The following is a 23,323-nucleotide window of genomic DNA, read 5'->3' on the forward strand; positions in this document are numbered from 1 at the left end:
TGCGGGATCGTCCGGCGATCATAAACCGTGCCTATATCACGCCGCAAAAACGGTAATGCCTCCCGGGAAGGCAGGCGTGACCGTTTTCCTTGAGTTCGGTTGTAAAATCCAGTATTCTAGTGGTTAGGTTTTGGTTGCAGGGACAGGCGGCCGATCCGGCATCGGCTGCCATTATCCAGACGGAATCGGGAGGAAAAGGAAATGTCGAAAGCCGTAACATTCGATTACTCGAAAGCGCTGCCGTTCGTCGGCCAGCATGAGATCGATTACCTGGCAGACGCCGTCAGACTGGCGCACGACCAGCTTCATAACGGGACCGGCGCGGGCAGCGATTTCCTGGGCTGGATCAATCTGCCCGTCAATTACGACAAGGAAGAATTCGCGCGGATTCAGGCGGCCGCGGCGCGCATCCGGGAAAATTCCGACGTGCTCGTCGTGATCGGCATCGGCGGATCGTATCTCGGCGCGCGGGCCGCGATCGAGATGCTGTCGCATTCCTTCTACAACATGCTGCCGGCTGACAAGCGCCAGGGGCCGCAGGTGCTGTTCGCGGGCAACAACATCAGCTCGACCTATGTCGCCCACCTGCTGCAATTGCTTGAAGGCAAGGACTGGTCGATCAACGTCATCTCGAAGTCCGGCACGACAACCGAACCGGCGATCGCTTTCCGCATTTTCCGCGAGAAACTGGAGCAGAAATACGGCAAGGAAGAAGCGCGCAAACGGATCTACGCGACGACCGACCGGGCGAAGGGCGCGCTCAAGAAGCTGGCCGACGCGGAAGGTTACGAGACGTTCGTCATTCCGGACGATGTCGGCGGCCGCTATTCCGTGCTGACGGCCGTCGGTCTCCTGCCGATCGCCGTGGCGGGCATCGACATTGAAGCGATGATGCGGGGTGCCGCGGACGCGTCGCACGAATACGCGAATCCGGACCTGCGCGAGAACGGCGCCTATCAATACGCGGCTGTCCGCAACGCGCTGTACCGCAAAGGCAAGACGACGGAAATTCTCGTCAACTACGAACCGAACCTGCACTATTTCTCCGAATGGTGGAAGCAGCTTTACGGCGAGAGCGAAGGGAAGGACAACAAGGGCATCTATCCGGCGTCGGTCGATTTCTCGACGGACCTGCACTCGATGGGCCAATTCATCCAGGAGGGCTCGCGCAACCTGTTCGAGACGGTCATCCAGGTGGCGGAAGTGCCCGAGCATATCACGATCGGCAGCGATCCGGAGGATCTGGACGGCCTGAACTTCCTCGCCGGCAAGACGATGGATTTCGTGAACAAGAAGGCGTTCGAAGGGACGCTGCTCGCCCATACGGACGGCGGCGTGCCCAATCTGGTCGTCACGATCAAGGACATGACCCCGTACACGTTCGGGTATCTCGTCTATTTCTTCGAGAAAGCATGCGGCATCAGCGGCTATCTGCTGGGCGTCAATCCGTTCGACCAGCCGGGCGTCGAGGCGTACAAGAAGAATATGTTCGTGCTGCTGGGCAAGCCGGGCTACGAGAAGGAGAAGGCAGCCCTCGAAGCGCGCCTGTAAGCGGGAGATCGACTGTGCTGGCGCGTTACCGTACGCTCCGCCGCGAAGGCGAGCGGGAGATTGTCATCAAGAAATCGCGCTTCATCGGATACGGCAAGCCGGTAACGTCGGAAGAAGAAGCGGTCGCCTTCGTTGAAGCGATCCGCAAGAAGCATTGGGACGCGACGCACAACTGCTACGCCTACGTCATCGGCGAACGGGACGAGATCCAGAAATCGTCGGACGACGGCGAACCGAGCGGCACGGCCGGCCGGCCGATTCTCGAAGTGATCAAGGCGCAGCAGCTCAAAGATACGGCGATCGTCGTCACCCGCTATTTCGGCGGCATCATGCTCGGCGCCGGCGGTTTGATCCGCGCCTATACCGAAGGCGCCGTGCAGGCGATCGAGGCGTCGGAGCCGATCGAGCGGGTGCTGCGCCGGAAGGTGTCGGTCGAAGTCGACTATACATGGTACGGCAAGATCGAGAACGAGCTGCGCAGCCGGGGCTGGCATGTCGGCGACACGGTATTCACGGACCGCGTCACCGTCGTCTGCCTGCCGGAGGATGGCGAAGCGGAGCGGTTCATCGCATGGATGACTGATCTGACGCAAGGACGGGCGACCATCACGCCCGGCGAAGCCGAATATTACGATTTCTGAGCGGAAGGCGGCCCGGCAGGGCCGCCCGAGGCATGTTTCACCCGTCCCCCGCATAGTGTTCTATGGAAGACCAAGGGGATGGGGAGGGATGCGGGATGGCGGTCAGACGATTCGCCGCGTTGACCGGACTGGTATTCCTGCTGCTCGGGTTGTACGGTTTCATCGATCCGGACGGGTTCGGTCTGTTCCATCTGGGCGCGGCGCACAACGTCATTCATCTGATTGTCGGGCTGCTCGGCCTTGCGGCGGCGTCCGGCGAAGGGTATGCGTATCGTTATTCGCAGGTCATCGGCATCTTCTATCTGCTGCTCGCGGTGCTCGGCGTGTTCACCGGCGATCTGTTCGGTCTGATGCACGTCGGCCTTGCGGATAACGCGCTGCATTTCGTCGTCGGCGCAATCGCGCTGTACTTCGGCTTTGTCATCTCGGAATCGGCGCAAGAGGCAAGATCCTACCGCTGATCCAGGATGAAAAAAGGCTGTTTCCGACGGACCGGGCACTTCCGGTGCCCGCGGCGGAAACAGCCTTTTTCTGCCCCATGTGATACTCAAGCCTCTACCAGCAGCAGAATGATGGATGACAGGCCGAGGCAGAGGCTCAGCAAGCCGAGCAGCGCCAGCGCCTGCCGATTGTTGTATCCGGCCCGCAGCAGCCGATAATGGACCTGGCTGGCATCCGCCTGATAGATCGGCTTGCCCTGGATGAGCCGCTTGAATACGACGAACAGGTTGTCGAAGATCGGCACGCCGAGCGCAAGAATCGGAATGAACAGCGACAGCAGCGTCGCCTGCTTGAACACGCCGTCGAGCGCGATGACGGACAGCACGAAGCCGAGGAAAGTCGCGCCGGCGTCGCCCATGAAAATTTTGGCCGGGGGCTTGTTGTATTTCAGATAAGCAATGGCCGCGGCGAGCAGGATGATTGCCATCATCGCCGAATGGCTCTGCCCCTTCACGAGGGCGACGATGAACAGCGTGCCGGCGGAAATGGCGGACAGCGTGCCGGCCAGCCCGTCCATGCCGTCCGAGAAATTGATGACGGTCGTCACGCCGAAGATCCACAGAATCGTCAGCACGCACTGCAGCCATCCGGGCAGCAGCACATAGTCGTCGATCAGCGGATTGTAGAAGCCGGAAAATTCGATGCCCGACAGATAGACGAGCACGGCGGCCGCTATCTGGACAAGCGCTTTCGGCAGCGAGGGGAAATCGCGGCCCTGGGTTTTGTACCAGTCGTCGATGGTGCCGATGACAAGCAGCAACGCGCCGCCGGCGAGCACGGCCATGGTCTCGTAGCCGTTCCACTCGGCCAGCATAAGATAGGCGGTGGCGAAGCCGAGATAAATGGCGTAGCTGGCGGTGAGCGGAATCGGCTCGCGGTGCAGCTTCCGCTCGACCCCTTCCCGCGGTTTGTCCACGAAGTCGAGCCGGAACGCAAGCCGCCCGAGCGGCGGAATCAGCAGATAGACGACGGCGAATGAGACCAGAAATGCGAGTATGTATAGCACTGTGCCCAATCATCTCCGGTAAAAAAAATAATCCCGACAGTATAGACGACTGTCGGGATGGAAAAGTTTCGCTATTTTGCGTCAATATCCGATGTGCCTTGCCAGCCGGCTCATTTCCAGCCATTGCGATGCCAGCATGGCGTAGATGGCCACGTCCGCGTAGCGGTCGCCCAGCCGTTTCGCCTGGCGCGCGATCCCTTCGAGCTTGAAACCGAGGCGCTCCGGCACGGCCCTGCCGCGGGCGTTGTCCACGGCCGTGCGGATCTCCAGCCGGTTCAACTCGGCCTTCTCGAATGCCCATCCGGTGAGCACCTCGCAGGCTCGCGTCATGCGGCCGCGTCCGCCGGCGGCCGGGGCGAGCCAAAATCCGAGTCGTCCGCAGCGGTCCGCCGAATCGAGATGCGAAAGCTCCACGACGCCCATCAGTTTGCCGTCCGTGAACAGTCCGAATCCTGCGGCTTCGTCGTCCTTCCATTGCGTGTCCAGACGCCGGATGAACGTCAGGGAATCGAGGGGCGACCGGACGCCTGCCGGCCAGGCGAACCATTGCGACAGCCATTCCCTGTGGACCTCGATGAGCCGAAACAATTCGTCCGCATGCTCCGCGGACAGCTGCACCAATTCCGTCTGTTCGTCGACCGTGAATCTGGCCATGGGAAGCACCTCCGCGTGGAATTGTGGAAGCGTTTTCTCTCCGGCGTAAAAAGTATGGCGGCACATCTTCCGCTTCGCTTCCATTATACTACGGATGCGCTGCGAAGACATCGCCGCCGGCAAGGAAAATTCAGGATTTCATCGGTTCAAGATGAAGGTATCGATGACGTGCTTGACGCCGTCTTCATTGTTCGTCTTCGTGACGAAGCCGGCGATCGCTTTCAGCGATTCGATCGCATTGCCCATGGCGACGCCGAGGCCGGCGGCTTCGATCATCTCGCGGTCGTTCCAGGAATCGCCGACGGCGATGGTCTGCTCCATGGTGCAGCCGACATGGCGGGCGAGCGCGGCAAGCGCATGCCCCTTCGTCGCTTCCGGATGGAGGAATTCGAGATAGTTCGGTTTGGATTTCGTGATATGGACGCGGCCTTTGTAAACCGGTCTCAGCTCGTCCGCGATCCGGTCGAGCTCGTCCGGATCGCCGATGATCAGCATTTTCGATTGCGGCCTGTCGATCAGATTGTCGAGATCGGGTTCCACGCGATAGGGCACGTCGGAACGTTCGGCATATTCCCGAACCTTGTCGTTGTCTTCGGCCGCGTAGAGTTCGTCTTCCGTGTAAAGCTGCAAGTGCAGGCCGTTCCGCCGGCAGTAGTCCAGAATTTCCCGCGCGGCGTCCGCCGGCACGTTCCGCTCGTACAGCACATTGCCGTCGAACGGCGTTTTGACGAGCGCTCCCTGGTAGGTGATGATCGGCACGTTCAACCCGATCTGCTCGGCAATCCGGCTGGCCGAGGCGAACATCCGGCCCGTGGCCAGCGTCACCGTGACGCCCCGTTTCACGGCTTCGGCGAGCGCGGCCCGCGTCGCGTCCGTGATGCGCCCGTCGTCGGTCAGCAGCGTGTCGTCGATGTCAATGGCGATCAGTCGGTACATGGTTTCTCCCGCTCCTTTGTTTCGGGCTGTCGGCACAACTTGCCGGCCCCGTATCTGTCAGACCGATTGTAGCGCAATGCCGGCTTGCGCGGCAACATGCGGATGCCGCAAGCCTCGGCCGGATGGAGCTTGCGCCGCCCGGTTTTGCCGCTTCAAAACGTTCTGTCCCGCCGCCGCGCCGCATATGCTGGATCATGTCCAACCCGGGATTCGCTTGAAGCCATGTCCGGAATGCGGTATCGTGGAGTATGCGACTGGAGTGAACGGAGCGATGCGAAAGATGGAGACGGATTCGAAGATGAAGCGGCGGGGAGCGGGGCTGCTCGTTGTCCTGGCGGTCCTGCTGGTCACGGTCGCCGCGGGTTTTCTGGCCGGGAGATGGTGGATGATGGAGCGGTATCCGATGCTGAAGGATCCCGCTTTTGCCAATCTGGACTATACCTACCGGGAAATCATGAGCGATTACTTGTACGGCGCCGATTCTTCCGAGCTGATTCACGGAGCGGCGAAGGGGATGGCGGCGTCGCTGCGGGACCCCTACTCGGCCTATTATGCCGGGGAAGAGGGCAAGGAGTATGTGCAGCGGTACGACGACCACATCGTCGGGATCGGCGTCGAGATCCGCGAGGAAGACGGCGAGTTCGTCGTCACGTCGGCCTACAAGGGCGCGCCGGCGGATGAGGCCGGCATCCGCAAGGACGATGTCATCGTCGCCGTGGATGGCGTGTCCATGAAGGGCAAGTCGATGCAGGAGCTCGTGAGCCGGACGCGCGGCGAAGTCGGCACGAAGGTGACGATCACCATCAGGCGCGACGGCCTGACGGAGCCGTTCGACGTGACGCTCGTGCGGGAGGAGATTCCGGTTACGACGGTCTATGCGGAGATGCTGGAGGACGGCATCGGCAAAGTGCAGATTACGCGGTTCGCGGAAGGCACCGGCAAGGAGTTCGGGAAGGCGGTCGACGAGCTGCTCGCGCAAGGCATGAGAGGGCTCCTGCTCGATCTCCGCTCCAATCCGGGCGGACTGCTCAGTTCGACCCTTGAGGTGGCCAGCCGGCTCATTCCGAAGGACAAGGTCATCCTCGAAGTGGTGTACAAGGACGAGAAGCGGCGGATTACCTACACCTCGACGCAGAGCAAAGCGTGGGATAAGCCGATCACCGTGCTCATCGACGAGAGCTCGGCCAGCTCGGCCGAGGTGCTGGCCGCGGCGCTGCGCGATTCGGCCGGAGCGAAGCTCGTCGGCATGAAGACGTTCGGCAAGGGCGTCGTGCAGATGTTCCGCCCCCTCAAGGACGGATCGGTGCTGAAGCTGACGGAGTCGGAATGGGTGACGCCGAGCGGCGGCAGAATCAACAATGTCGGGATCGAGCCGCATGTCGCGGTCGAATTGCCGGATTACGCTTCGCTGCCGGCGCTGCCGACGGACGAAGTGCTCAAGGTAGGTTCGCTCGGCCAGGACGTGCGGACGGCGGAACGGATGCTGGAAGCGGTCGGCTACGATCCGGGCGAGCCCGAAGGGATCTACGACGAGCGGACGGCCGCGGCGGTCGAGCGGTTCCAGCGCGACGAGCGGCTGACGCCGACGGGCACGATCAGCGGCCGCACGGCGTTCAAGCTGATGGACCGGCTGCGGACGAAGCTGAAGGAAGAAGACCCGCAGCTCAAGGAAGCGGTGCGCACGCTGCGCGGGATGATCGAGGGCAAGTAATTTCTGCAGCCCATCCGCCGGCCGGGGCGCGGATCAATCCCCGATCAAATCCGCTTCCTTCACCCAGCGCGTGCCTTGCGGCGTCACGACCATGATCCAGTCGTTCCACCGCTCCAGCGCCGTCGCCGACGGCACATCGAGCGGCTGCGGGGCCGGCGCCGCATCGAGCGGCGACAAATACTGCGCCATGTCCGGCGCCAGCCGCACCGGGATGCCGCCGAGCGGCTCGAACGTGCCGGACGGCGAGCGGCCGGCCCAGGCCCAGCGCGGGCCGGCTTCCGTCGCGATCTCCGCCCAGCCGCCTTTCGTGCGGAGCAGCTTGTAGCGCCCCGGATAGAGCGTCCCGAGCTTCGCCGACCGATGGTCCGGCCAGCGGTGCGCCGGCTGCGCGGCCGTCAGCCGGATCTCGCCGGACGCGTAGGCGGCGGTCTGGCGCGCCAGCCACAAGTTGTACGCTTCCCCGGCGAGCATCCAGCCCGTATCGCGATGCCGCGGCCAGATCCGCTCCCATTCGGAGAGCGGCACGTTCGTCTCGCCGGCCGGGCGGCCGAGTTCGGCCGTAAGCCCCGGACGGCCGAACGACTGGATGAACCAGTCCGTGTATCCGCCGCCGGAAGGGTTGGCGGCGGGCTGGACGAGCCGGTAGCCCGTCATCCCGGCATACCGGGTCGCGATGGCGCGGTCGCGGGCGACATGCTCCGGTTTCGTATGGAAATGCCAGTAGACGATCTCGCCGGACGAATGATACGCGACGGCGATCTCCGGATTCGTCTCCTTCGTCGCTTCCGCCATCGCCTGCGCTTCCTTCGCCGCAAGCGGTTCCTTGCCTCTGTAATTCATGTAATACGGCCCGGATCCCGGCTGGTTGATATTCTCCCAATCCGCCGGGTACTGCCGGTTCAGGTCGATCCCCTTCGCATTCGCTTTCCACCTTTTGAAGTTGCTGCTTCCGCCGTTCATGGCAATGAGATCCGCGCGGGCCTCTTCCGGAAAAGCCGACAGCCCGAACTGCTGCAGGGTGACGCCGTCGGGATTGACCATCGGCACGAACCGGAACGTGACGCGGTGCAGCAAGTCGCGGACCGGCGCGCCGTTCCACGTTTCGTTCCGTACATACGCCTGCGCGTAATGATCCAGCATGGACATGATCAGAATGGTGGTGATCCATTCGCGGGCATGGTGGGAGCCGTTCAGCATGACGTACGCGTCGCCGAGACCGAGATCGGCCGCCCAGATATCGCGTCCGTATTCGCTCTCGCCGATGGCATGCAGACGGATCAGTCCGGGATAGGTCTCCTCCAGCTGCTTCAGATCGCGCACCATGATGTCATACGAATACACTTGCTTCGGATTGACGACGCCGGCGGCCGGCCGCGATGCCGAGGCCGATGCAGGTTCCGCAGCCGCTGCCGGCAAAGCCGAAATCAACACGACAGACAATAAGACAAGTCCCCAATAACGCAGCAATGCCGAAGAACCCCGTTTCGTCGAAAGTTGAAGTCAGAAGAGCGCGGCGCGCTCTCCGGATTGACCTCAATTCGACGTCAAACGGCGAAATCCTTCGGCATCATGCCATTTCGTGCCGGCAATATTACACACTGCAGCGATAAAGTTACTGCGCTGTCAGGATCTCCGGTCCGTCCGCCGTGATGGCGACGACATGCTCGTACTGGGCCGCCCGTTTGCCGTCCAGCGTGCGCGCGGTCCAGCCGTCCTCGTCGATCGTCATGAAATAGGTGCCCTCCGTAAGCATCGGCTCGATGGTGAACACCATGCCTTCTTTCAGGCGCAGCCCCTTGCCCGGTTTGCCCACGTGCATGTAGCCCGGCTCTTCATGCAGGCTGCGGCCGATGCCGTGGGCCAGCAGATCGCGCACGACGCCGTAGCCGTTCCGCTCGGCATGCGTCTGGATGGCGTGGGCGATGTCGCCGAGCCGGTTGCCGACCTTCGCCTGCGCAATGCCGAGCTCCAGGCATTCGCGCGTCACCCGCATGAGCCGCTCGGCTTCGGGCGAGACGCGGCCGACGGCGTAAGTCCACGCCGAATCGCCCAGCCAGCCGTCCAGCTCCGCGACCGTGTCGATTGTGACAATGTCGCCTTCCTTCAGCGGCTCATCGTTCGGAAAACCGTGCGCGATCACGTCGTTGACAGAGGCGCACGTGGCGTAAGGGTATCCCTTGTAGCCGATCTGGTAAGGTCTTGCGCCATGCTCCGCCATGATCGATTCGACGAGCCTGTCGATCTCCATCGTCGTCACGCCGGGCTTGATCATGCGCGCGATTTGGCGATGGCATTCGGCCACCACCTGTCCCGCCCGGCGCATCGCCTCGATATCGCGTCTGCTTTTCAGTTCGATCATCGTCGTTCTTCCTTTCTCTGCTTGACGTGGGATCGGTCTTGCATTGCTGTCTCGTCCGGTATCGCCGATTGACGATCGCCTTTTCATGAACACTCTATCACAAATGGCCGTCCGATGTGCATTCTTTCACCGAGCAAGTTCAAAACTTGACCGGTCCGCAAGAAGTTATGATCGGGGTATCGATCTTGCATTCTTGTTATGTCAGCCCATCCCCCCCGGCGCTACAATGGAATCAGAACCGCCAAGATGCGGCTTGCATCAACGACTTGCGGTACGAATACTGAAAAGGGGGATGTCGCTCATGGCCTTTTGGGGATCGTACCGAATCCAGAAGCAGCATGCCGGCACCCGGACGAAAAGCGGGGACGCGGCAGGCGGGAAGGCGGTCAGCGATATTTGGAACCGGCATGTGGCGGAATCGGACGGCAGCAGGCTGCTCCGTCCCGAGGATATCGGCGTGCTGGCCGCCATGGGATACCGCGCCGTGCAATTCGAACTGCTGTGGCCCGCAGTCTTGCAGATCGACGGAACGCCGAATGAAGACGGCATCAAACGCTGCCTCGGGCTGATCGAAACGATCCGTCAATACGGCATGACGCCGATCATCGCCGCCTGCCGCTGGGAGCGGCCGCTGTGGGTGCGGCTCGATGGCGGCTGGGTGAATGTGAAATCGGAAGAACGTTACCAGACCTATATCGACAACCTGCACAGCCACTTCGGAAAAGCCGCGGTCATCCGGAACCGGCCGCATGAACCGTGGGACGCGGCTGCCAGGGAGCTGAAGTGGCTGCGCGCATTCGGCCGGAATCCGGTCGAGGCGATGGCAAGCCGGTACCGGATCGATAGCGCCGGCGGCAGCCTTGCCTATCCGTCCTGATCCCCTTGAACGCCAAACGGCTTCGCATTTGATGCGAAGCCGGTTTCTTGTTGCGTGCTTCACGGCCCGCCTGCTTCATGCTCCGGCAACTCGGGCAGCAACGCATCCAGATCCCGGAGCGGCACGGCGAGTCCGACCTGTTTCTTTCCGCCCTGATCCATGATTTCACCCGCGGCGTAGATGACGGCGATGGCGCGGCCATGCTCGTTGATGACCGGGCTGCCGCTGCTCCCCTTGTGCACCGGCGCGTCGATCGCCATAACCGGTTGGCTTCGGCCCTGAATCGGCAGCATGCCCAGCACTTTGCCTTCGCTTGCGATCTGCTTGAGATCCAGCGGATTGCCGATCACATAGACGTGCGCGCCCGGCTCCCACTCGTGTTCCCGCTCGATTTCAATCGCCGACAGCCGCTTTCCCCCGCTGTCCACCTGCAGGACGGCAAGATCCAAATCCGGGTCAAATCGGACGACGTCCGCCGCAAATCTTGCGTTTTCCCCGGGAAATTCAACGATGAAATAAGCGGCGTCTTCGATCACGTGATAGTTGGTGACAATGTACCCGTCCGAAACATGGAACCCTGATCCTTTGCCTTTGTCCGTGGCGACCAGGACAACGGCTTTCTTGTAGTGCCGGACTTCCTCGCGGCCGGACAGTTCCCTGGATTTGAACAGAAGCGGCAGCGTCTGCATGTTGTAGATTTGGGGCCAAAACGCCAGGATGTTGCCGATCAAGGCGGCAACGAGCAGCCCGATGACGGCGTTCCTGAACCATTTGCGCCTTGCGGGCGGCTCATCATCCATGTCCGCATCAAGATCATCATCGGGATCATCATTGTGATCCGTGTACGGCTCATCCGTCCCGTGAATCGGCTCTTTCCCGCCGCCCGGCTCGCGGGTCCCGTTGAGCTGCTCATGATCGGAGCCCTGCCCCGGCTCAGGCTCATGCAGCGGTTGATTTCCGTTGTCGTTGTTGCCCTTAAGCAAGCCGGTTCCTCCTCAATCCCCGAACCTTATTCCGCCCGATCCCGGTATTCCTGCGGCGTGAGACCGGAATATTCCTTGAACAATTTGATGAAATAATGCGCGTTGGAATAGCCGAGCATGGTGGTGATCTCATAGATTTTCAGGCGGGTGTTGCGCAGCAGATGCGTGGCCTGTTCCATCTTTCTGCGATAGATGGCATCGCTGATGTTTTGCCCCGTCTCCTGTTTGTACACTTTGGACAAATAGACGGGGTGCAGCGACACGTGATGCGCGATCGATTGCAGCGTCGCCGATTCCAGGTTGGCGTCAATGTATTCGTGCACTTGCCGGACGAGCTGTCTGCGCGTATCGTTCATCTCGGCTTCCAGTTCGCTCCGGATGCGGGTTACCAATTGCGCGGCCCATTCTTTCAGCTTCGCCGCATCCGGCGGCGGCTCCCGGTCGGCCAGGTCGGCGCCCGCCAGATCGGACAGCATCTTGCCGTTCTTGTGCGCGATATAGAAGCACGCGGCGAGCAGCTGGCTGTGAATCTCGCGGAGATGCTCCGCGGTGTCGATGCGTTTTGCGGCCAGTTCCGCGAACACCGCTTCGAGCTTCTCCATCGCGTTCTCCCACTGGCCGGATTCGAACAGCTGGATGAAGGACGGAGGCTCGTACAACCGGGTCAAGGCGGCGACGTCCGCGGGAGCGTCATCGCGGTCCATCGTCATGAAGAAGCCGTGCTCGCTTCCGATATAACGGCGAAGCAGGCCGAGCGACGACTGGTACAGCCCGGGAAGGTCGTCCGGCAGGATGCCCGTCCGGCTGATGACGACCGAGACGCGTCCGCGCAAATATTGCTCGACGCTGCGCTGCAGCTCTTCCGCCAGCAAGGTGATCCTGGCGTAAGATTCGCCGTCCGGATCTCCGTCCGGTCCGCCCGCCGGCCTCACCGCATACACGAGATGGCCGAGCTCGTCCTTGCAGTTCCACAGCGCGAATTCATCGGCGTACAGCTCGCGGGCGATGTTGTCGATCGCGTATTCGAACAGGAATATGTCGTCCGCGGAGAACGAATGGAACCCCTCCAGCCGCATCGTCATCAGCACGACCCGGCAGCCCGTCTCGAACGGAAGCTGGAACTTCGCAAGCTGCGAAACGAGCCGGTCGGGGGATATTTTTTTGCCCTGGATCAGGTCGCGGAGCAGGTTGTTGCGGAGAAGCGGCAGATGTTCCTCGAAAATGCTGACCGCCCGCTCGTACGACGCGATTTCCTGCCACTCCCGGCGGATCGTCCGGATGACATGCTCCAGCTTCTGCATGAACGCCTCGTCGCTGATCGGCTTGGTCAGATATTCCGACACGCCGATCTCCAGCGCCTGCTGCGCATAGCCGAACTCCGCGTAACCGGACAGCAGGATCACCTTCGTCTGCTTCCATTTCTTCCGGATTGCGGCGGACAGTTCCAGGCCGGACATGCCGGGCATCGTGATGTCCGTCACCACGATGTCGATCGGCCTCCGGGCCAGGATGTCGAGCGCCTCCGCTCCGGAGTACGCCTTGAACACCGCCTCGATGCCCAGCCTGTCCCAGTCGATCGTCATGGCCAGATCGTCCACCGCGTACGGTTCGTCATCGACAAGCAGGATCATCATGCCGTGGGCACCTCCTGTTCACGGAATTCGCAACGCAGGGTGACCGTCGTTCCCTCTCCCGCCTTCGAATCCATCTCGAGCACCGCGCCCGGGCCGAATTTCTGGAGGAAGCGCTGCTGCACGTTCCAGACGCCGCAGCCCGATTCGTCCGACTTCGGCCCCCGGAGCTGGCCACGCAGCTTCGCAAGCGCTTCGGGCGTCATGCCTACGCCGTCGTCTTCGACCGTCAGCACGAATCCGTCCGCCAGCCGCCGGCCGGTAATCCGGATCGTGCCCCGCCCGGGCTTCGGCTCGATGCCGTGCATGACGGCGTTCTCGACGAGCGGCTGCAGAAGCAGCCTCGGAATGTGCAGGTCCATCAACTCTTCGGAAACATCCGTCATATAATCGATGCGCGGCTTGCGCAGGTTCAGGATCGACACATAATTGTTGATCAGGTCCAGCTCGCTCCGCAGCGGGACCATGTCCTTCTCCGTCCGGGTCATGTAGCGGTAATATTCGCCGAGGCTGAGCGCCATCGCTTCGACCGACTCGGTATCGCCGATCCGCGCCTTGCTTTTGATGTAGAACAGGCAGTTGTACAGGAAATGCGGATTGATCTGCGACTGCAGCTGCTTGAACTCCGCTTCCTTCGCGCGCAGCTGCTCGGTCAGCACCTTGTCGATCAGATCGCCGACCCGCTTCGCCATCTCGTTGAATCCTTCCGTCAGCAGACGGAATTCCCGCGCGGGCTCGAAGCCGATGCGCACGCCGTAGTCGCCTTCCCTGAAGCGGGCCAGGCTGCTGACGAGCTTCCGGATCGGAAGCTGCACGTTCCGGTACAGTTCGAATGCGAACGCCACGCCGAGGCACAGCAGGGCGGCCGTCGCACCCGCGAACAGCGTCGTGCTCTTGCGGATGGGCTGCAGGATGCGTTCGAGCGGGGTGAACTCGATCAGCACCCAGCCGTCGAGCACGGTCGGCAGGGCGTTCAGCAGATAGGACATGCCGTTCGCTTCCGTCACCATCGTCAGGCTGCCCTCGATTTCCTTCCCCCAGAGCTGGCCGGCCATCCGGATCGCCGTCACGCTGTCCATATTGTAATCGAAGATGAACCGTCCTGAGGGATGATACAGGTACGGCCGGCTGTGGCTTTCGTAGGAGGCCAGCAGCTTGCGGATGTTCTCGGAGGAAAAGGACAGCACCACGCACACATCGCCGCCGGCCTCCCGGTCCCGGACATAGAGGGTGAACTCGCCGGTCAAGTGGTCGAACGTCCATTGACCCGGCTGCAGCGCGTTAAAATCGTATTCAACTTTGAGCGCCCGAATCGGGTCCGAGGACAGGACGTCGCCCGTCTCCGGATAATAGACCGTCAGCGTATTCGTCCACGCGCTGGCGGTGCTCTGCAGCTTCAATTTTTCCGATATCGTCATCTTCAGCCGGTTCCGGTCAACCAGATGTTCGATTGAAGGCAGGATGGCGTAATCGCGCACGCTCTGGTCCTGCAGCAGGTTGTAGGCGTTCAGGGTCAGCTGGTCGATGTCGTTCTCGAGCATGTCGGCCAGGAACTTCAACTGGTTGAGACGCGAAGTCTCCAGCTCTTGCTGCACGGTGTTGATGGATGTGGCCACCGTATAGCCGTAGAGTCCCGCAATGGCGAGCAGCAGCAAGGCCAGAAACGTCACCATTTTGGTAAAAAGACTCCACTTCCGCGTCACGTCCGAAGCCCCCCTCCGCGCTGTCTCTCTATAGGTCCAGTGTACACAAAAAAGGATTCGCCGTCGCGTTCGCCGAGCATTTTTTGCGGCAATCCGCTAAAATGGAGACAGACGAGGCTTGGAGGAGGAATGGCGCTTGCATCGGATTCGGACGATCTGCCTGCCTGCCGCGCTGCTGTTGCTTGTGCTCATCCCGGCCTGCTCCGTTCCGGGCGGTGTCGGGAAGCCGGAAGAGCCGGCTGCGGATGAAGGCGGGCAGCCTTACGTCATGACAACCGTCGGCGCCATTACGCCGGACATGGTGTTCAAGTACGGCGAGACGCTCGAAAACAACGTGCATACGCGATGGGCCGAACAGCGGCTCGGCATTCGGATCCAGTATTTGTGGACCGTGCCGTCCAGCCTGTTCGACACCAAGCTGCGGCTCGAACTGACGGCCAAGCGGAACGTGCCGGACGTCGTGGCGACGCGCAGCGCGATTATTCAAGAATTGATTGATTCCGGGGAGTTCCGGGAAGTCGGCACGCTGTTCGACGCCTACGCCTCCGGGACGTGGAAGAAGGCGATGAACGAGAACGCCGATGTCTGGGAAGCGTTCACGCGGGACGGCAAACGGTACGCGATCCCGATTCTCGATTACGAATACCATTCCGATCCGGTGCTGTGGATCCGGACGGACTGGCTCCGGCAGCTCGGGCTGGAACCGCCGGCGACGCTGGGCGAGCTCGAGATGGTGATGCGCGCTTTCACCTTCGGCGATCCCGATGGCAACGGCCGCCACGATACAGCGGCGCTGGCGGTGGCGCTGGGTTCCGGTGTCAGCACGCAGGTGGGCGATGCCAGCTGGGTGTTCGGCATGTTCGGCACCGTGCCCGCCCAATGGAATGTCGGCGAGGATGGACGGCTGATCTACGGATCGGTCCATCCGGGGGCGAAGGAGGCGCTCGCCGTCTTGCGCGAATGGCTTCGCCAGGGGCTCATTCCGGGCGAGGCGGAGCTGATGGACGGCACCGCTGCCCAGGAAGCGTTCATCCAGGGCAAGGTCGGCATGATCGCCGGCCCGCACTGGATGGTCTATTGGCCGTTCGGCGACATGACGGGCGCCGAGTTCCGTGCGATTCCGCTGCCCGCCGGGCCGGACGGGCATGTCGCGCGGCGCGGCTCGCTGCCGCGCAACGGCGCCATCCTGATCAGCAACAAGATGGAGAAGCCCGAGTACTTCTTCAAGTATCAGAACTTTCTGTTCGACAGTTACGCGCTGCGCGAGGGCGAGCTCAAGTACGGCCTGGCGGAAAACTACGACTGGTCGTATCACGAAGGGCGCCCGTCGACGGATCCGCGGCGGGTTCCGGGCGGATACGTGCGCGTGGCGAATTATACGCTCACGTTCGACGGCGCCCGGATTCCGTCGAGGTGGCGGGCGGAAGGCCAGCCGAATACGGTGGAAGTGCTGCTGTCCCAGAAGGACAGCTCCTGGATCGACCAGTACCAGGGCGCGCCGACGCCGACGCAGCGCGAGAAGGGCGATGTGTTGCGGAAGCTGGAGGAAGAGACGTTCAACCAGATCATCTACGGTCGGCTGCCGCTCGAGGCGTTCGACGATTTCGTGAACCGCTGGCTCGACCTCGGCGGCCGGCAGATAACGGAGGAAGTGAACGCCTGGCGGGCCTTCTGGCGGTCGTGATCGTACGGTGAGCGCTCTCACGCGAAACAGAAGCAGACATTGCGTTTATTTTCGGCGCGATGCGCCGCCGGCGAGGAGGCAAACCATGAGACACAATATCCGCGGGCTGCTGCGGCAGATCGAGATTTTCAGGGAACTGACGGAAGAAGAGATGGATCAGCTGGCTTCGATCGCCGTGCGCCGATCGTTCGGCAAGAAGGAGATCATTTTCACGGAAGGCACCGAAGTCGAGGCGATCTATTTCGTCAGCAGCGGCCTGGTCAAGACGTTCAAGACGGACGAGTCCGGCCGGGAGCGGATCGTGTCCATCCTTCGGGAAGGGGAGATGTTTCCGCATACCGTGCTGTTCAGCGGCCAGCCGTATCCCGCCTCGGCCGAGACGATCGCGCCGTCCGTGCTGATCGCGCTGCCGGCGCGGCCGTTCGAGTTTTTCCTGGAGCAGCATTCCGCTCCGGCCATCCGGATCATTCGCGATATGAGCAACAAAATCATGGCGCTGCAGAAGCGGCTGCAGGAAGCGGGCGCCTTCGACGTCCACGACCGCGGACTCCGGTTCCTGGCCGATCTGGCGGAGCATTGCGGCGAGCGGCGCGGCGAGGCGATTTACATACGGCTGCCGCTGACGCACCAGGACATCGCCAGCGCCATCGGCACCTCCCGCGAGACGGTGAGCCGGCTGCTGAACCGGCTCAAGCGGGAAGGCATCCTCGAAGCCGGCCGTTCCGGCATCGTGATCCGCGACCCGGAGGCGCTCCGGCGGGAGATGGGCGAGGCGGCTTCGACCGATGGGTAAGCCGCGGCCGGACCGCATTCAGGATTCCGGCTTGCCGCCGCGGCGAAACGCCCCCGGCGTCATCCCCGTCAGCGCCTTGAACACCCGGTGAAAATGGGGCAGACTGTCGAACCCGCACCGCTCGGCGACCGCCCCCACGCTGCTGTCCGTTCCCCTCAGCAATTCCTTCGCCATCAGAATCCGCTTCGCATTCACGAAATCCGTCACATTCATGCCCGTATGCTGCTTGAACACGCGGGCGAAGTGGGCGGCCGACACGCCCGCCCGGGCCGCGAGCTCCGACAGGCTGCCCGCGGCTTCCGGCTTGGCGTCGATCGTGCGCAGCGCCTCCCGCAGCCAGGCCGGGCCGATGCCGCTGCCGGGGGCGCCGTCGCGTTCCGGCAGCAGATGCCGGTTCAGCAAGAGCAGCAGCCGGCAGAGCGCGAGCCGGACCGCCTCGCGGCAGCCGGGGCGGGCGGCGGTCAGCTCCTCGTGCATCTCCTCCAGCAGCGCCTCGATCTGCGCCTTCAGCGGCTCCGGCGGCACCAGCCGGCAGCGCCGCGCCCGGCGAGCCTCTTCGAAGCATCCCAGCGGCGCATAGGACCCGTCCGGCACGGCGGCTTCCGCGAAAGCCGGCGCGAAGAAAACCGCCGTGGATACGATCGGATCGGCGGCGTCGGGGAAAGCGCGGTGGATCGTGCCCCCGGGAATGAGGAACAGGTCGCCCGGCGCCTTCTCGTACAGCGTATCGTCGATGAAAAAGGTGCCGCGTCCGCTGTGGACGTAGACGATCTCGCAACGGTCGTGCAGATGGTCGGGCAGTTCGAACTGCGGGTATTTCGTCGCGCGGTGCACCATTTCGAACGGAAAAGACGGATCGCCGAAGAACGGCTTGCGGAACGGCTTCATGCGCACTCCCCCTCATCGCTGCCCCCAGAATATCAAAATCGGATACAATCATGCAATTTCAGACTATACCATGACCTGAGCCGCGGGGATACAATGGGGGCGAAAACGCCTGAGCTGCCCGACTAGACTCTGAGCGGCGGGGATATGGACCAAAAGGCGTGAGCGCGAGGGTGGAGGTGCCGGGAATGCGGGCTTTGAATCGGGAAACAGCAAACGAAGCCGCGGGTGTGGATGCGCAGCCCGACGGACCGGTGAAGGTGCTGCAGATCGGCGAAGGCAATTTTCTGCGGGCGTTCGTCGACTGGATGCTGCATGTCAGCCGGTCGAAGGGAGGGTTCAACGGCACGGTCGCCGTCGTCCAGCCGCGCCCGACGGGCAGGGCGAAGATCGAACAGCTCGCCGCGCAGGACGGGCTGTTCACGGTGGTGACGCGCGGCCTCGAGGGCGGCAAGCCGGTCGAGCGGCGGGAGATCGTCACGGTGATCGGGCAAGCGTTTGACCCTTATGCGGAATGGGAGCGCTTCATCGCGCTGGCGCGCGAGCCGGAGCTGCGCTTCATCGTCTCGAACACGACGGAGGCGGGACTCCGTTATGAACCCGGGCCGCTCGGCGACGGGCCGATTCCCTCGTTCCCGGGCAAGGCGGCCCGCCTGCTCTACGAGCGGTGGCGGGCATTCAGCGGGGACCCGCGGCGCGGCCTCATCCTGCTGCCTTGCGAACTGACCGAGCGGAACGGCGACGTGCTGCGGGACGCCGTGCTGCGCCATGCGGCCGACTGGGGGTGGCCGGAGGCGTTCCGCGAGTGGGTTGCGCAGCATAACCGGTTCCTCAATACGCTGGTGGACCGGATCGTGACCGGTTATCCGGAAGCGGAGCAGGCGGAAAGCTGGTTCGCTGCATGGGGATACCGGGACGCGATGCTGACGACCGCCGAACCGTACCACCTGTGGGCGATCGAAGGCGAGCCGGAGCTGGATGACGAGCTGGGCCTCAGGAAGGCGGGCCTCAACGTCCATTACACCGACGATCTCGCCGCCTTCCGCGAGCGGAAAGTGCGCATTCTGAACGGCGCGCACACGTGGATGGCGGCCATCGGACTGCTGCACGGCATCGGGACGGTGCGGGAAGTGCTCGAACATCCCGCGCTCGGTCCGGCGGTGCGCGAAGCGGTGTACGGCGAGATTGTGCCGGCGATGGCGGATGCGGACGGGGCCTTGCGCGCCTATGCCGATTCGGTATTCGAACGGTTCGCCAATCCGTACATTCGCCACCGGCTCTCGGATATCGCGATGAACAGTCTGAGCAAGTTCAGGGTGCGGCTCTTGCCGTCGCTCGTCTGGTACGCGGAGCGCGGCGGGCGGATTCCGCCGCGGCTCGCGGAAGGACTGGCCGGGCTCCTGCGCTGCTGCCGCGTGCAACCGGACGGCAGCGGCGGCGGATATGCATCGCAGGCGCTCGACGGCACGACCATCCCGGTGCGGGACGACGCCGGCTTGCTGGCGATCGCGGCGGATCATTGGCGGGTAGCGGAACAGGGCGAAGGGATCTCCGGCGCGGTGCGCCGGCTGCTGGCGGATGAGCGGCTGTGGGGATGCGACATGTCCCGCTGGCCGGGCCTGGCGGAGACGGCCTCCGCCATCATCGAGAACTGGGAGAGGGGCGTGAAGTCATGAACGGCTGGATCCGGCTGCACCCCGCCGATCATGTCGTGACGGCGCTCCGGCCTTGGGCCGCGGGCGAGACGCTGGAGCTGGAAGACGGCGCGAAGCTGGTCGTGAAGGAAGACGTGCCGCGCGGCCATAAAATTTTGACCCGGCCGGTGAAACAGGGAGGAGACGTCCTGAAATTCGGCTGCTCGATCGGCAAGGCGAAGGAAGATCTGGAGCCGGGCGTCCGGGTGCATACGCACAATCTGCGGACGGGACTCGCCGGGCTGCTCGAGTACCGCTACACCCCCGTCCCGCCGGCGCCTCCGGCGGAGCCGCTCGCGCAGAAGACGTTCCAGGGGTACGTGCGGGAGAACGGCGAAGCCGGCATCCGCAACGAGCTGTGGATCATCAACACGGTCGGCTGCATCAACAAGATGTGCGAGTCGCTTGCCCGTCAGGGCGGCGCAAGGTACGCCGGGCTGGTCGACGGTGTGTATCATTTCTCGCACCCTTACGGCTGTTCGCAGCTCGGCGACGACCTCAAGTACACGCAGCGGCTGCTCGCCTCGCTCGTCCATCATCCGAACGCGGGCGGCGTGCTCATCGTCGGCCTCGGCTGCGAGAACAACCGGATCGACGTGTTCCGCGAGGCGATCGGCGAGATCGATCCGCGCCGCATCCGTTTCATGAACGTCCAGGACGAGGAGGACGAGCTGGAGCGCGGACTGGAGCTGCTCGGCGAGCTCGCCGGGTACGCCGCATCGTTCCGGCGCGAGCCCGTGCCCGTGTCGAAGCTGAAGATCGGGCTCAAATGCGGCGGCTCCGACGGTTTCTCCGGCATTACGGCGAACCCGCTCGTCGGTTCGTCGGCCGACCGGCTGATCGCCTCGGGCGGCACGGCGATTCTGACGGAAGTGCCCGAGATGTTCGGGGCGGAGACGATTCTGATGAATCGGGCCGCCGACGAGCGGGTGTTCGGGCAAATCGTGTCGCTGATCAACGATTTCAAGCAATATTTCATCCGCCACGGGCAGGAAATTTACGAGAACCCGTCGCCCGGCAACAAGGACGGCGGCATCACGACGCTCGAGGAAAAATCGCTCGGCTGCACGCAGAAGGGCGGCTCGTCCACCGTCGTCGACGTCGTGCCCTACGGCGGGCGGGTGAAGAAGCCGGGCCTCAATCTCCTCGAAGCGCCCGGCAACGACCAGGTGTCGGTAACGGCGCTGGCCGCGGCCGGCGCGCAGATGGTGCTGTTCACGACCGGACGCGGCACGCCGTTCGGCGGGCCGGTGCCGACGGTGAAAATCTCGACGAACAGCGAGCTGGCCGAGCGGAAGAAGAACTGGATCGACTTCGACGCGGGCCGGCTGCTTGCGGACCGGACGATGCCGCAGCTCACTGCGGAACTGTGGGAGAAGCTGCTCGCCGTCGCTTCCGGAGAAGCGGTCACGCGGAATGAACGCAACGGGTTCCGCGAGATCGCGATCTTCAAGGACGGAGTTGTATTGTAGCAAGTAATAATCCGATGCGCGCTTTGCACAAGTGAGTAACTCAACTTTCGCACCTTGAAAATTAGTGTTAAACCTTGATATGACTAGGATTTCTTATTGAAAAATCTCGTTCTTGACAGAAAAACACCTTTCCGTTTGGTAAAATGGAAGTGGATCGTCTTCCCATCCCAAACAGAAAGGTGCGTAACTCTATGGTACAACACAACTTCCTGTCTGAAAAGGGCCAAGAACGAATCTCGACTTTATTTTCCGCTTTGCAAATCGGACAACTGTTGCGCAAAGCCGGCATTTCCAAGTCGTTCGGATTGTCCAGTCTTGCCATCTTTCAGCTGATCTTTACGCTCGTGTTTGAAGGGCGCAATTGGTTTCGTCTTCTGCATAGCGACCGCCGCCAGTCGTTGCCTGGCAAAGATGTAGTCTATCGATTCTTAAACCATCCACGCTTTGCCTGGCGACGATTTTTGCATGCCTTGAGTCTGAAGGTCGTTCAGCATTTTGATTCCTTAACCTCTTCGTCCCGCGTTCGGACGTTCATCATTGATGATTCGGTTCTTCGCAGGGATCGCAGCAAGAAAGCCGAGTTGCTTGCCCGCGTCTTCGATCATACGACGGGGAGATATGCTCGCGGCTACAACATGCTCACGCTCGGATGGTCGGATGGCTTCAGCTTTGCGCCCATCGATTTTGTCATGCTCAGCTCGGCCAAGCTGGCGAATCGCTTTTGCGAGATGAAGGAACGTCTGTCCAAGCGTACCCAAGGCTACAAACGCCGCATCGAGGCGCTTTCACGCAAACCGGATGCCGTGGCGGCTCTGCTTGATCGAGCGATTCAGGCTGGATTTAGCGCTGACTTTGTCCTGATGGACAGTTGGTTTACCCAAGCGCCTCTGTTGCGTGAACTGATGGCGAAAGGTCTGCATGTCATTGGGATGGTCAAGGCGATGAAACAACGATACCGGTTCGACGGAAAAAGCCTGACGCTCCATGAACTGTATGCCCTGTTGCCAAAGCAGAAAAACAAAGAAATCCTTGGCTCGGTCATCGTTCAAACCGCCTGCGGTTTGCCGATCAAACTGGTCTTTGTGCAAAACCGCCATCGGCGGCGGGATTGGCTGGTTCTGCTCAGCACCGATTTGGCGTTGGAAGAGGCTGAAATCGTTCGCATCTACGGCATGCGTTGGAGCATTGAGACGTTCTTCAAATTTGCCAAATCGTACCTGGACTGGGAACGGAGTTTCAAGGTCGTTCGTTTGATATGCTCATCAGCCACACCACGATCGTGTTTACCCGTTATCTCGTAATGGAATGGGAACGCCGTCACAACAACGACGCGCGGTCGTTGGGCGGTCTGTTTTTCCTGTTTTCCGACGAAGTTCGAGACCTGGATCTCATAACGGCTTTGCAGCATCTGATCGCATTTTTCATGGCGTTCACGGAAGCGAAATCCAAACGGGATCAGTCTGCCGTTGTATGTCAACTCCAGCAATGGATTGCGAGTTTGCCCAATTATATCAAGGCCTTGTTCGGAAAATTAAGCTGCGAAAGTTGAGATACTCATTATTCCAAAACCATTGAGAGACCTGGCTTATCGCTATGTTGCCAAACGGAGGAAATTGATTTTCAAACAGACAAAAACTTGCATTATTCCAACAGAAGAGATCAAGGAAAGGTTTTTATCTTAGTCCTGTAAGGAGTCGTACAATAATCCATAACGCAATAAGAATCCATAATGGGGGAAATACAACCGGATAAATCTGATGACCACTGACAAGGCTACTGGAGGTGTATTCATGCGCTTTCAATCCGGAAAAGAAAAATGGGTTGGCGTGTTGTTATGGGGGGCTTCCCTGGTCTGTTATGTTCTTGCCGTGACCATCTTTTTTACGAATTTGAATCTGATCGTTCAAATCTTGCTTGCGGTTGTTTTCGCGGTTTTCGGGATCATCACGCATTCGGCCGTAATCGGGACGGTTTATATCATTGACCGGGGCAATTTGCGCATAAAAAGCGGCATTTTGATTCGAAAAACGATTCCTTTGAGCAGGATCGTAAAGGTACGTCCCGTTGTTTCCTGGGAAGCTTCGGCGGCATTGTCCCACAAACGGTTGAGGATTTACGATCATACCGGATATTGGGACGTTTCCCCAGAGAGAGCGGACGAATTTATCCGGCAGTTAAAAGAAGCCGCGCCGTACATCCATCTTGATTCAGACATTCGCAGTTGACAACTCACGGAGTCCGG

At 61.5% G+C, this 23,323-nt stretch carries 19 protein-coding genes and 1 pseudogene; 11 read left to right on the forward strand and 9 right to left on the reverse strand.

Annotated elements, in window-relative coordinates; genetic code table 11:
• Window positions 1–201: 201 nt before the first annotated feature.
• From THECO_RS02990 to THECO_RS03000, 3 genes are all read left to right on the forward strand, one after another.
• The gene (locus THECO_RS02990) at window positions 202–1,551 is read left to right on the forward strand and encodes a glucose-6-phosphate isomerase (RefSeq protein WP_015253589.1); all 1,350 of its coding nucleotides are present in this window, start codon (window positions 202–204) and stop codon (window positions 1,549–1,551) included.
• A gap of 14 nt (window positions 1,552–1,565) precedes the next feature.
• The gene (locus tag THECO_RS02995) at window positions 1,566–2,192 is read left to right on the forward strand and encodes a YigZ family protein (RefSeq protein ID WP_015253590.1); all 627 of its coding nucleotides are present in this window, start codon (window positions 1,566–1,568) and stop codon (window positions 2,190–2,192) included.
• 95 nt (window positions 2,193–2,287) lie between these two features.
• Window positions 2,288–2,653 carry a DUF4383 domain-containing protein gene (locus THECO_RS03000; protein ID WP_015253591.1) on the forward strand — a complete coding sequence of 122 codons (366 nt, stop codon included), beginning with the start codon at window positions 2,288–2,290 and terminating at the stop codon, window positions 2,651–2,653.
• An 86-nt stretch (window positions 2,654–2,739) separates the two neighbouring features.
• Here the strand turns inward: THECO_RS03000 and THECO_RS03005 are convergent, their stop codons facing one another.
• The 3 genes from THECO_RS03005 to THECO_RS03015 all read right to left on the reverse strand — a co-directional run bounded on the left by THECO_RS03005 (window position 2,740) and on the right by THECO_RS03015 (window position 5,289).
• On the reverse strand, window positions 2,740–3,699 hold the full coding sequence (locus tag THECO_RS03005) for an MraY family glycosyltransferase (protein WP_408646062.1): 960 nt from the start codon (window positions 3,697–3,699) through the stop codon (window positions 2,740–2,742).
• An 81-nt stretch (window positions 3,700–3,780) separates the two neighbouring features.
• On the reverse strand, window positions 3,781–4,353 hold the full coding sequence (locus THECO_RS03010; protein WP_015253593.1) for a GNAT family N-acetyltransferase: 573 nt from the start codon (window positions 4,351–4,353) through the stop codon (window positions 3,781–3,783).
• 138 nt (window positions 4,354–4,491) lie between these two features.
• Window positions 4,492–5,289, reverse strand: a complete 798-nt coding sequence (locus tag THECO_RS03015; RefSeq protein WP_015253594.1) for a Cof-type HAD-IIB family hydrolase — start codon at window positions 5,287–5,289, stop codon at window positions 4,492–4,494.
• Between the two features lie 271 nt (window positions 5,290–5,560).
• Here THECO_RS03015 and THECO_RS03020 point away from each other — a divergent pair, with 271 nt between their 5' ends.
• Complete coding sequence (locus tag THECO_RS03020; RefSeq protein WP_041853766.1) at window positions 5,561–7,000, forward strand: S41 family peptidase; 1,440 nt, start codon at window positions 5,561–5,563, stop codon at window positions 6,998–7,000.
• A 33-nt stretch (window positions 7,001–7,033) separates the two neighbouring features.
• On the opposite strand, the gene THECO_RS03025 is transcribed toward THECO_RS03020, so the two are convergent.
• Together THECO_RS03025 and map are read right to left on the reverse strand one after the other, a co-directional pair.
• Complete coding sequence (locus THECO_RS03025; RefSeq protein ID WP_232427775.1) at window positions 7,034–8,431, reverse strand: M14 family metallopeptidase; 1,398 nt, start codon at window positions 8,429–8,431, stop codon at window positions 7,034–7,036.
• Window positions 8,432–8,612: 181 nt separating this feature from the next.
• Window positions 8,613–9,359, reverse strand: coding sequence for a type I methionyl aminopeptidase (gene map / locus THECO_RS03030; protein ID WP_015253597.1), 747 nt, complete (start codon window positions 9,357–9,359; stop codon window positions 8,613–8,615).
• A gap of 301 nt (window positions 9,360–9,660) precedes the next feature.
• Here map and THECO_RS03035 point away from each other — a divergent pair, with 301 nt between their 5' ends.
• Window positions 9,661–10,236 carry a family 1 glycosylhydrolase gene (locus tag THECO_RS03035; RefSeq protein ID WP_015253598.1) on the forward strand — a complete coding sequence of 192 codons (576 nt, stop codon included), beginning with the start codon at window positions 9,661–9,663 and terminating at the stop codon, window positions 10,234–10,236.
• A gap of 59 nt (window positions 10,237–10,295) precedes the next feature.
• On the opposite strand, the gene THECO_RS03040 is transcribed toward THECO_RS03035, so the two are convergent.
• The 3 genes from THECO_RS03040 to THECO_RS03050 are packed head-to-tail and all read right to left on the reverse strand — an operon-like array spanning window position 10,296 to window position 14,553.
• On the reverse strand, window positions 10,296–11,219 hold the full coding sequence (locus THECO_RS03040) for a S1 family peptidase (RefSeq protein WP_015253599.1): 924 nt from the start codon (window positions 11,217–11,219) through the stop codon (window positions 10,296–10,298).
• Between the two features lie 26 nt (window positions 11,220–11,245).
• Window positions 11,246–12,853, reverse strand: coding sequence for a response regulator (locus tag THECO_RS03045; RefSeq protein WP_015253600.1), 1,608 nt, complete (start codon window positions 12,851–12,853; stop codon window positions 11,246–11,248).
• Window positions 12,850–14,553, reverse strand: coding sequence for a sensor histidine kinase (locus THECO_RS03050; RefSeq protein WP_015253601.1), 1,704 nt, complete (start codon window positions 14,551–14,553; stop codon window positions 12,850–12,852). The genes THECO_RS03045 and THECO_RS03050 overlap by 4 nt, the downstream gene beginning before the upstream one ends.
• Window positions 14,554–14,689: 136 nt before the next feature.
• Here THECO_RS03050 and THECO_RS03055 point away from each other — a divergent pair, with 136 nt between their 5' ends.
• Together THECO_RS03055 and THECO_RS03060 are read left to right on the forward strand one after the other, a co-directional pair.
• Window positions 14,690–16,237, forward strand: coding sequence for an extracellular solute-binding protein (locus THECO_RS03055; protein WP_015253602.1), 1,548 nt, complete (start codon window positions 14,690–14,692; stop codon window positions 16,235–16,237).
• 85 nt (window positions 16,238–16,322) lie between these two features.
• Complete coding sequence (locus THECO_RS03060) at window positions 16,323–17,030, forward strand: Crp/Fnr family transcriptional regulator (protein ID WP_015253603.1); 708 nt, start codon at window positions 16,323–16,325, stop codon at window positions 17,028–17,030.
• Window positions 17,031–17,048: 18 nt separating this feature from the next.
• Here the strand turns inward: THECO_RS03060 and THECO_RS03065 are convergent, their stop codons facing one another.
• On the reverse strand, window positions 17,049–17,918 hold the full coding sequence (locus THECO_RS03065) for an AraC family transcriptional regulator (RefSeq protein WP_015253604.1): 870 nt from the start codon (window positions 17,916–17,918) through the stop codon (window positions 17,049–17,051).
• A gap of 185 nt (window positions 17,919–18,103) precedes the next feature.
• On the opposite strand from THECO_RS03065, the gene THECO_RS03070 reads away from it, so the two are divergent.
• The 4 genes and pseudogenes from THECO_RS03070 to THECO_RS03085 all read left to right on the forward strand — a co-directional run bounded on the left by THECO_RS03070 (window position 18,104) and on the right by THECO_RS03085 (window position 23,306).
• Window positions 18,104–19,591 carry a tagaturonate reductase gene (locus tag THECO_RS03070; protein ID WP_015253605.1) on the forward strand — a complete coding sequence of 496 codons (1,488 nt, stop codon included), beginning with the start codon at window positions 18,104–18,106 and terminating at the stop codon, window positions 19,589–19,591.
• Window positions 19,588–21,081, forward strand: a complete 1,494-nt coding sequence (locus THECO_RS03075) for a UxaA family hydrolase (RefSeq protein WP_015253606.1) — start codon at window positions 19,588–19,590, stop codon at window positions 21,079–21,081. Before THECO_RS03070 ends, THECO_RS03075 begins: the two co-directional genes overlap by 4 nt.
• A gap of 191 nt (window positions 21,082–21,272) precedes the next feature.
• Window positions 21,273–22,630, forward strand: a pseudogene (locus tag THECO_RS03080) (IS4 family transposase).
• A 241-nt stretch (window positions 22,631–22,871) separates the two neighbouring features.
• Window positions 22,872–23,306, forward strand: coding sequence for a PH domain-containing protein (locus THECO_RS03085; protein ID WP_015253608.1), 435 nt, complete (start codon window positions 22,872–22,874; stop codon window positions 23,304–23,306).
• The last annotated feature ends 17 nt before the right edge of the window (window positions 23,307–23,323 follow it).

The organism is Thermobacillus composti KWC4 (assembly GCF_000227705.2).
Taxonomy (GTDB): domain Bacteria; phylum Bacillota; class Bacilli; order Paenibacillales; family Paenibacillaceae; genus Thermobacillus; species Thermobacillus xylanilyticus.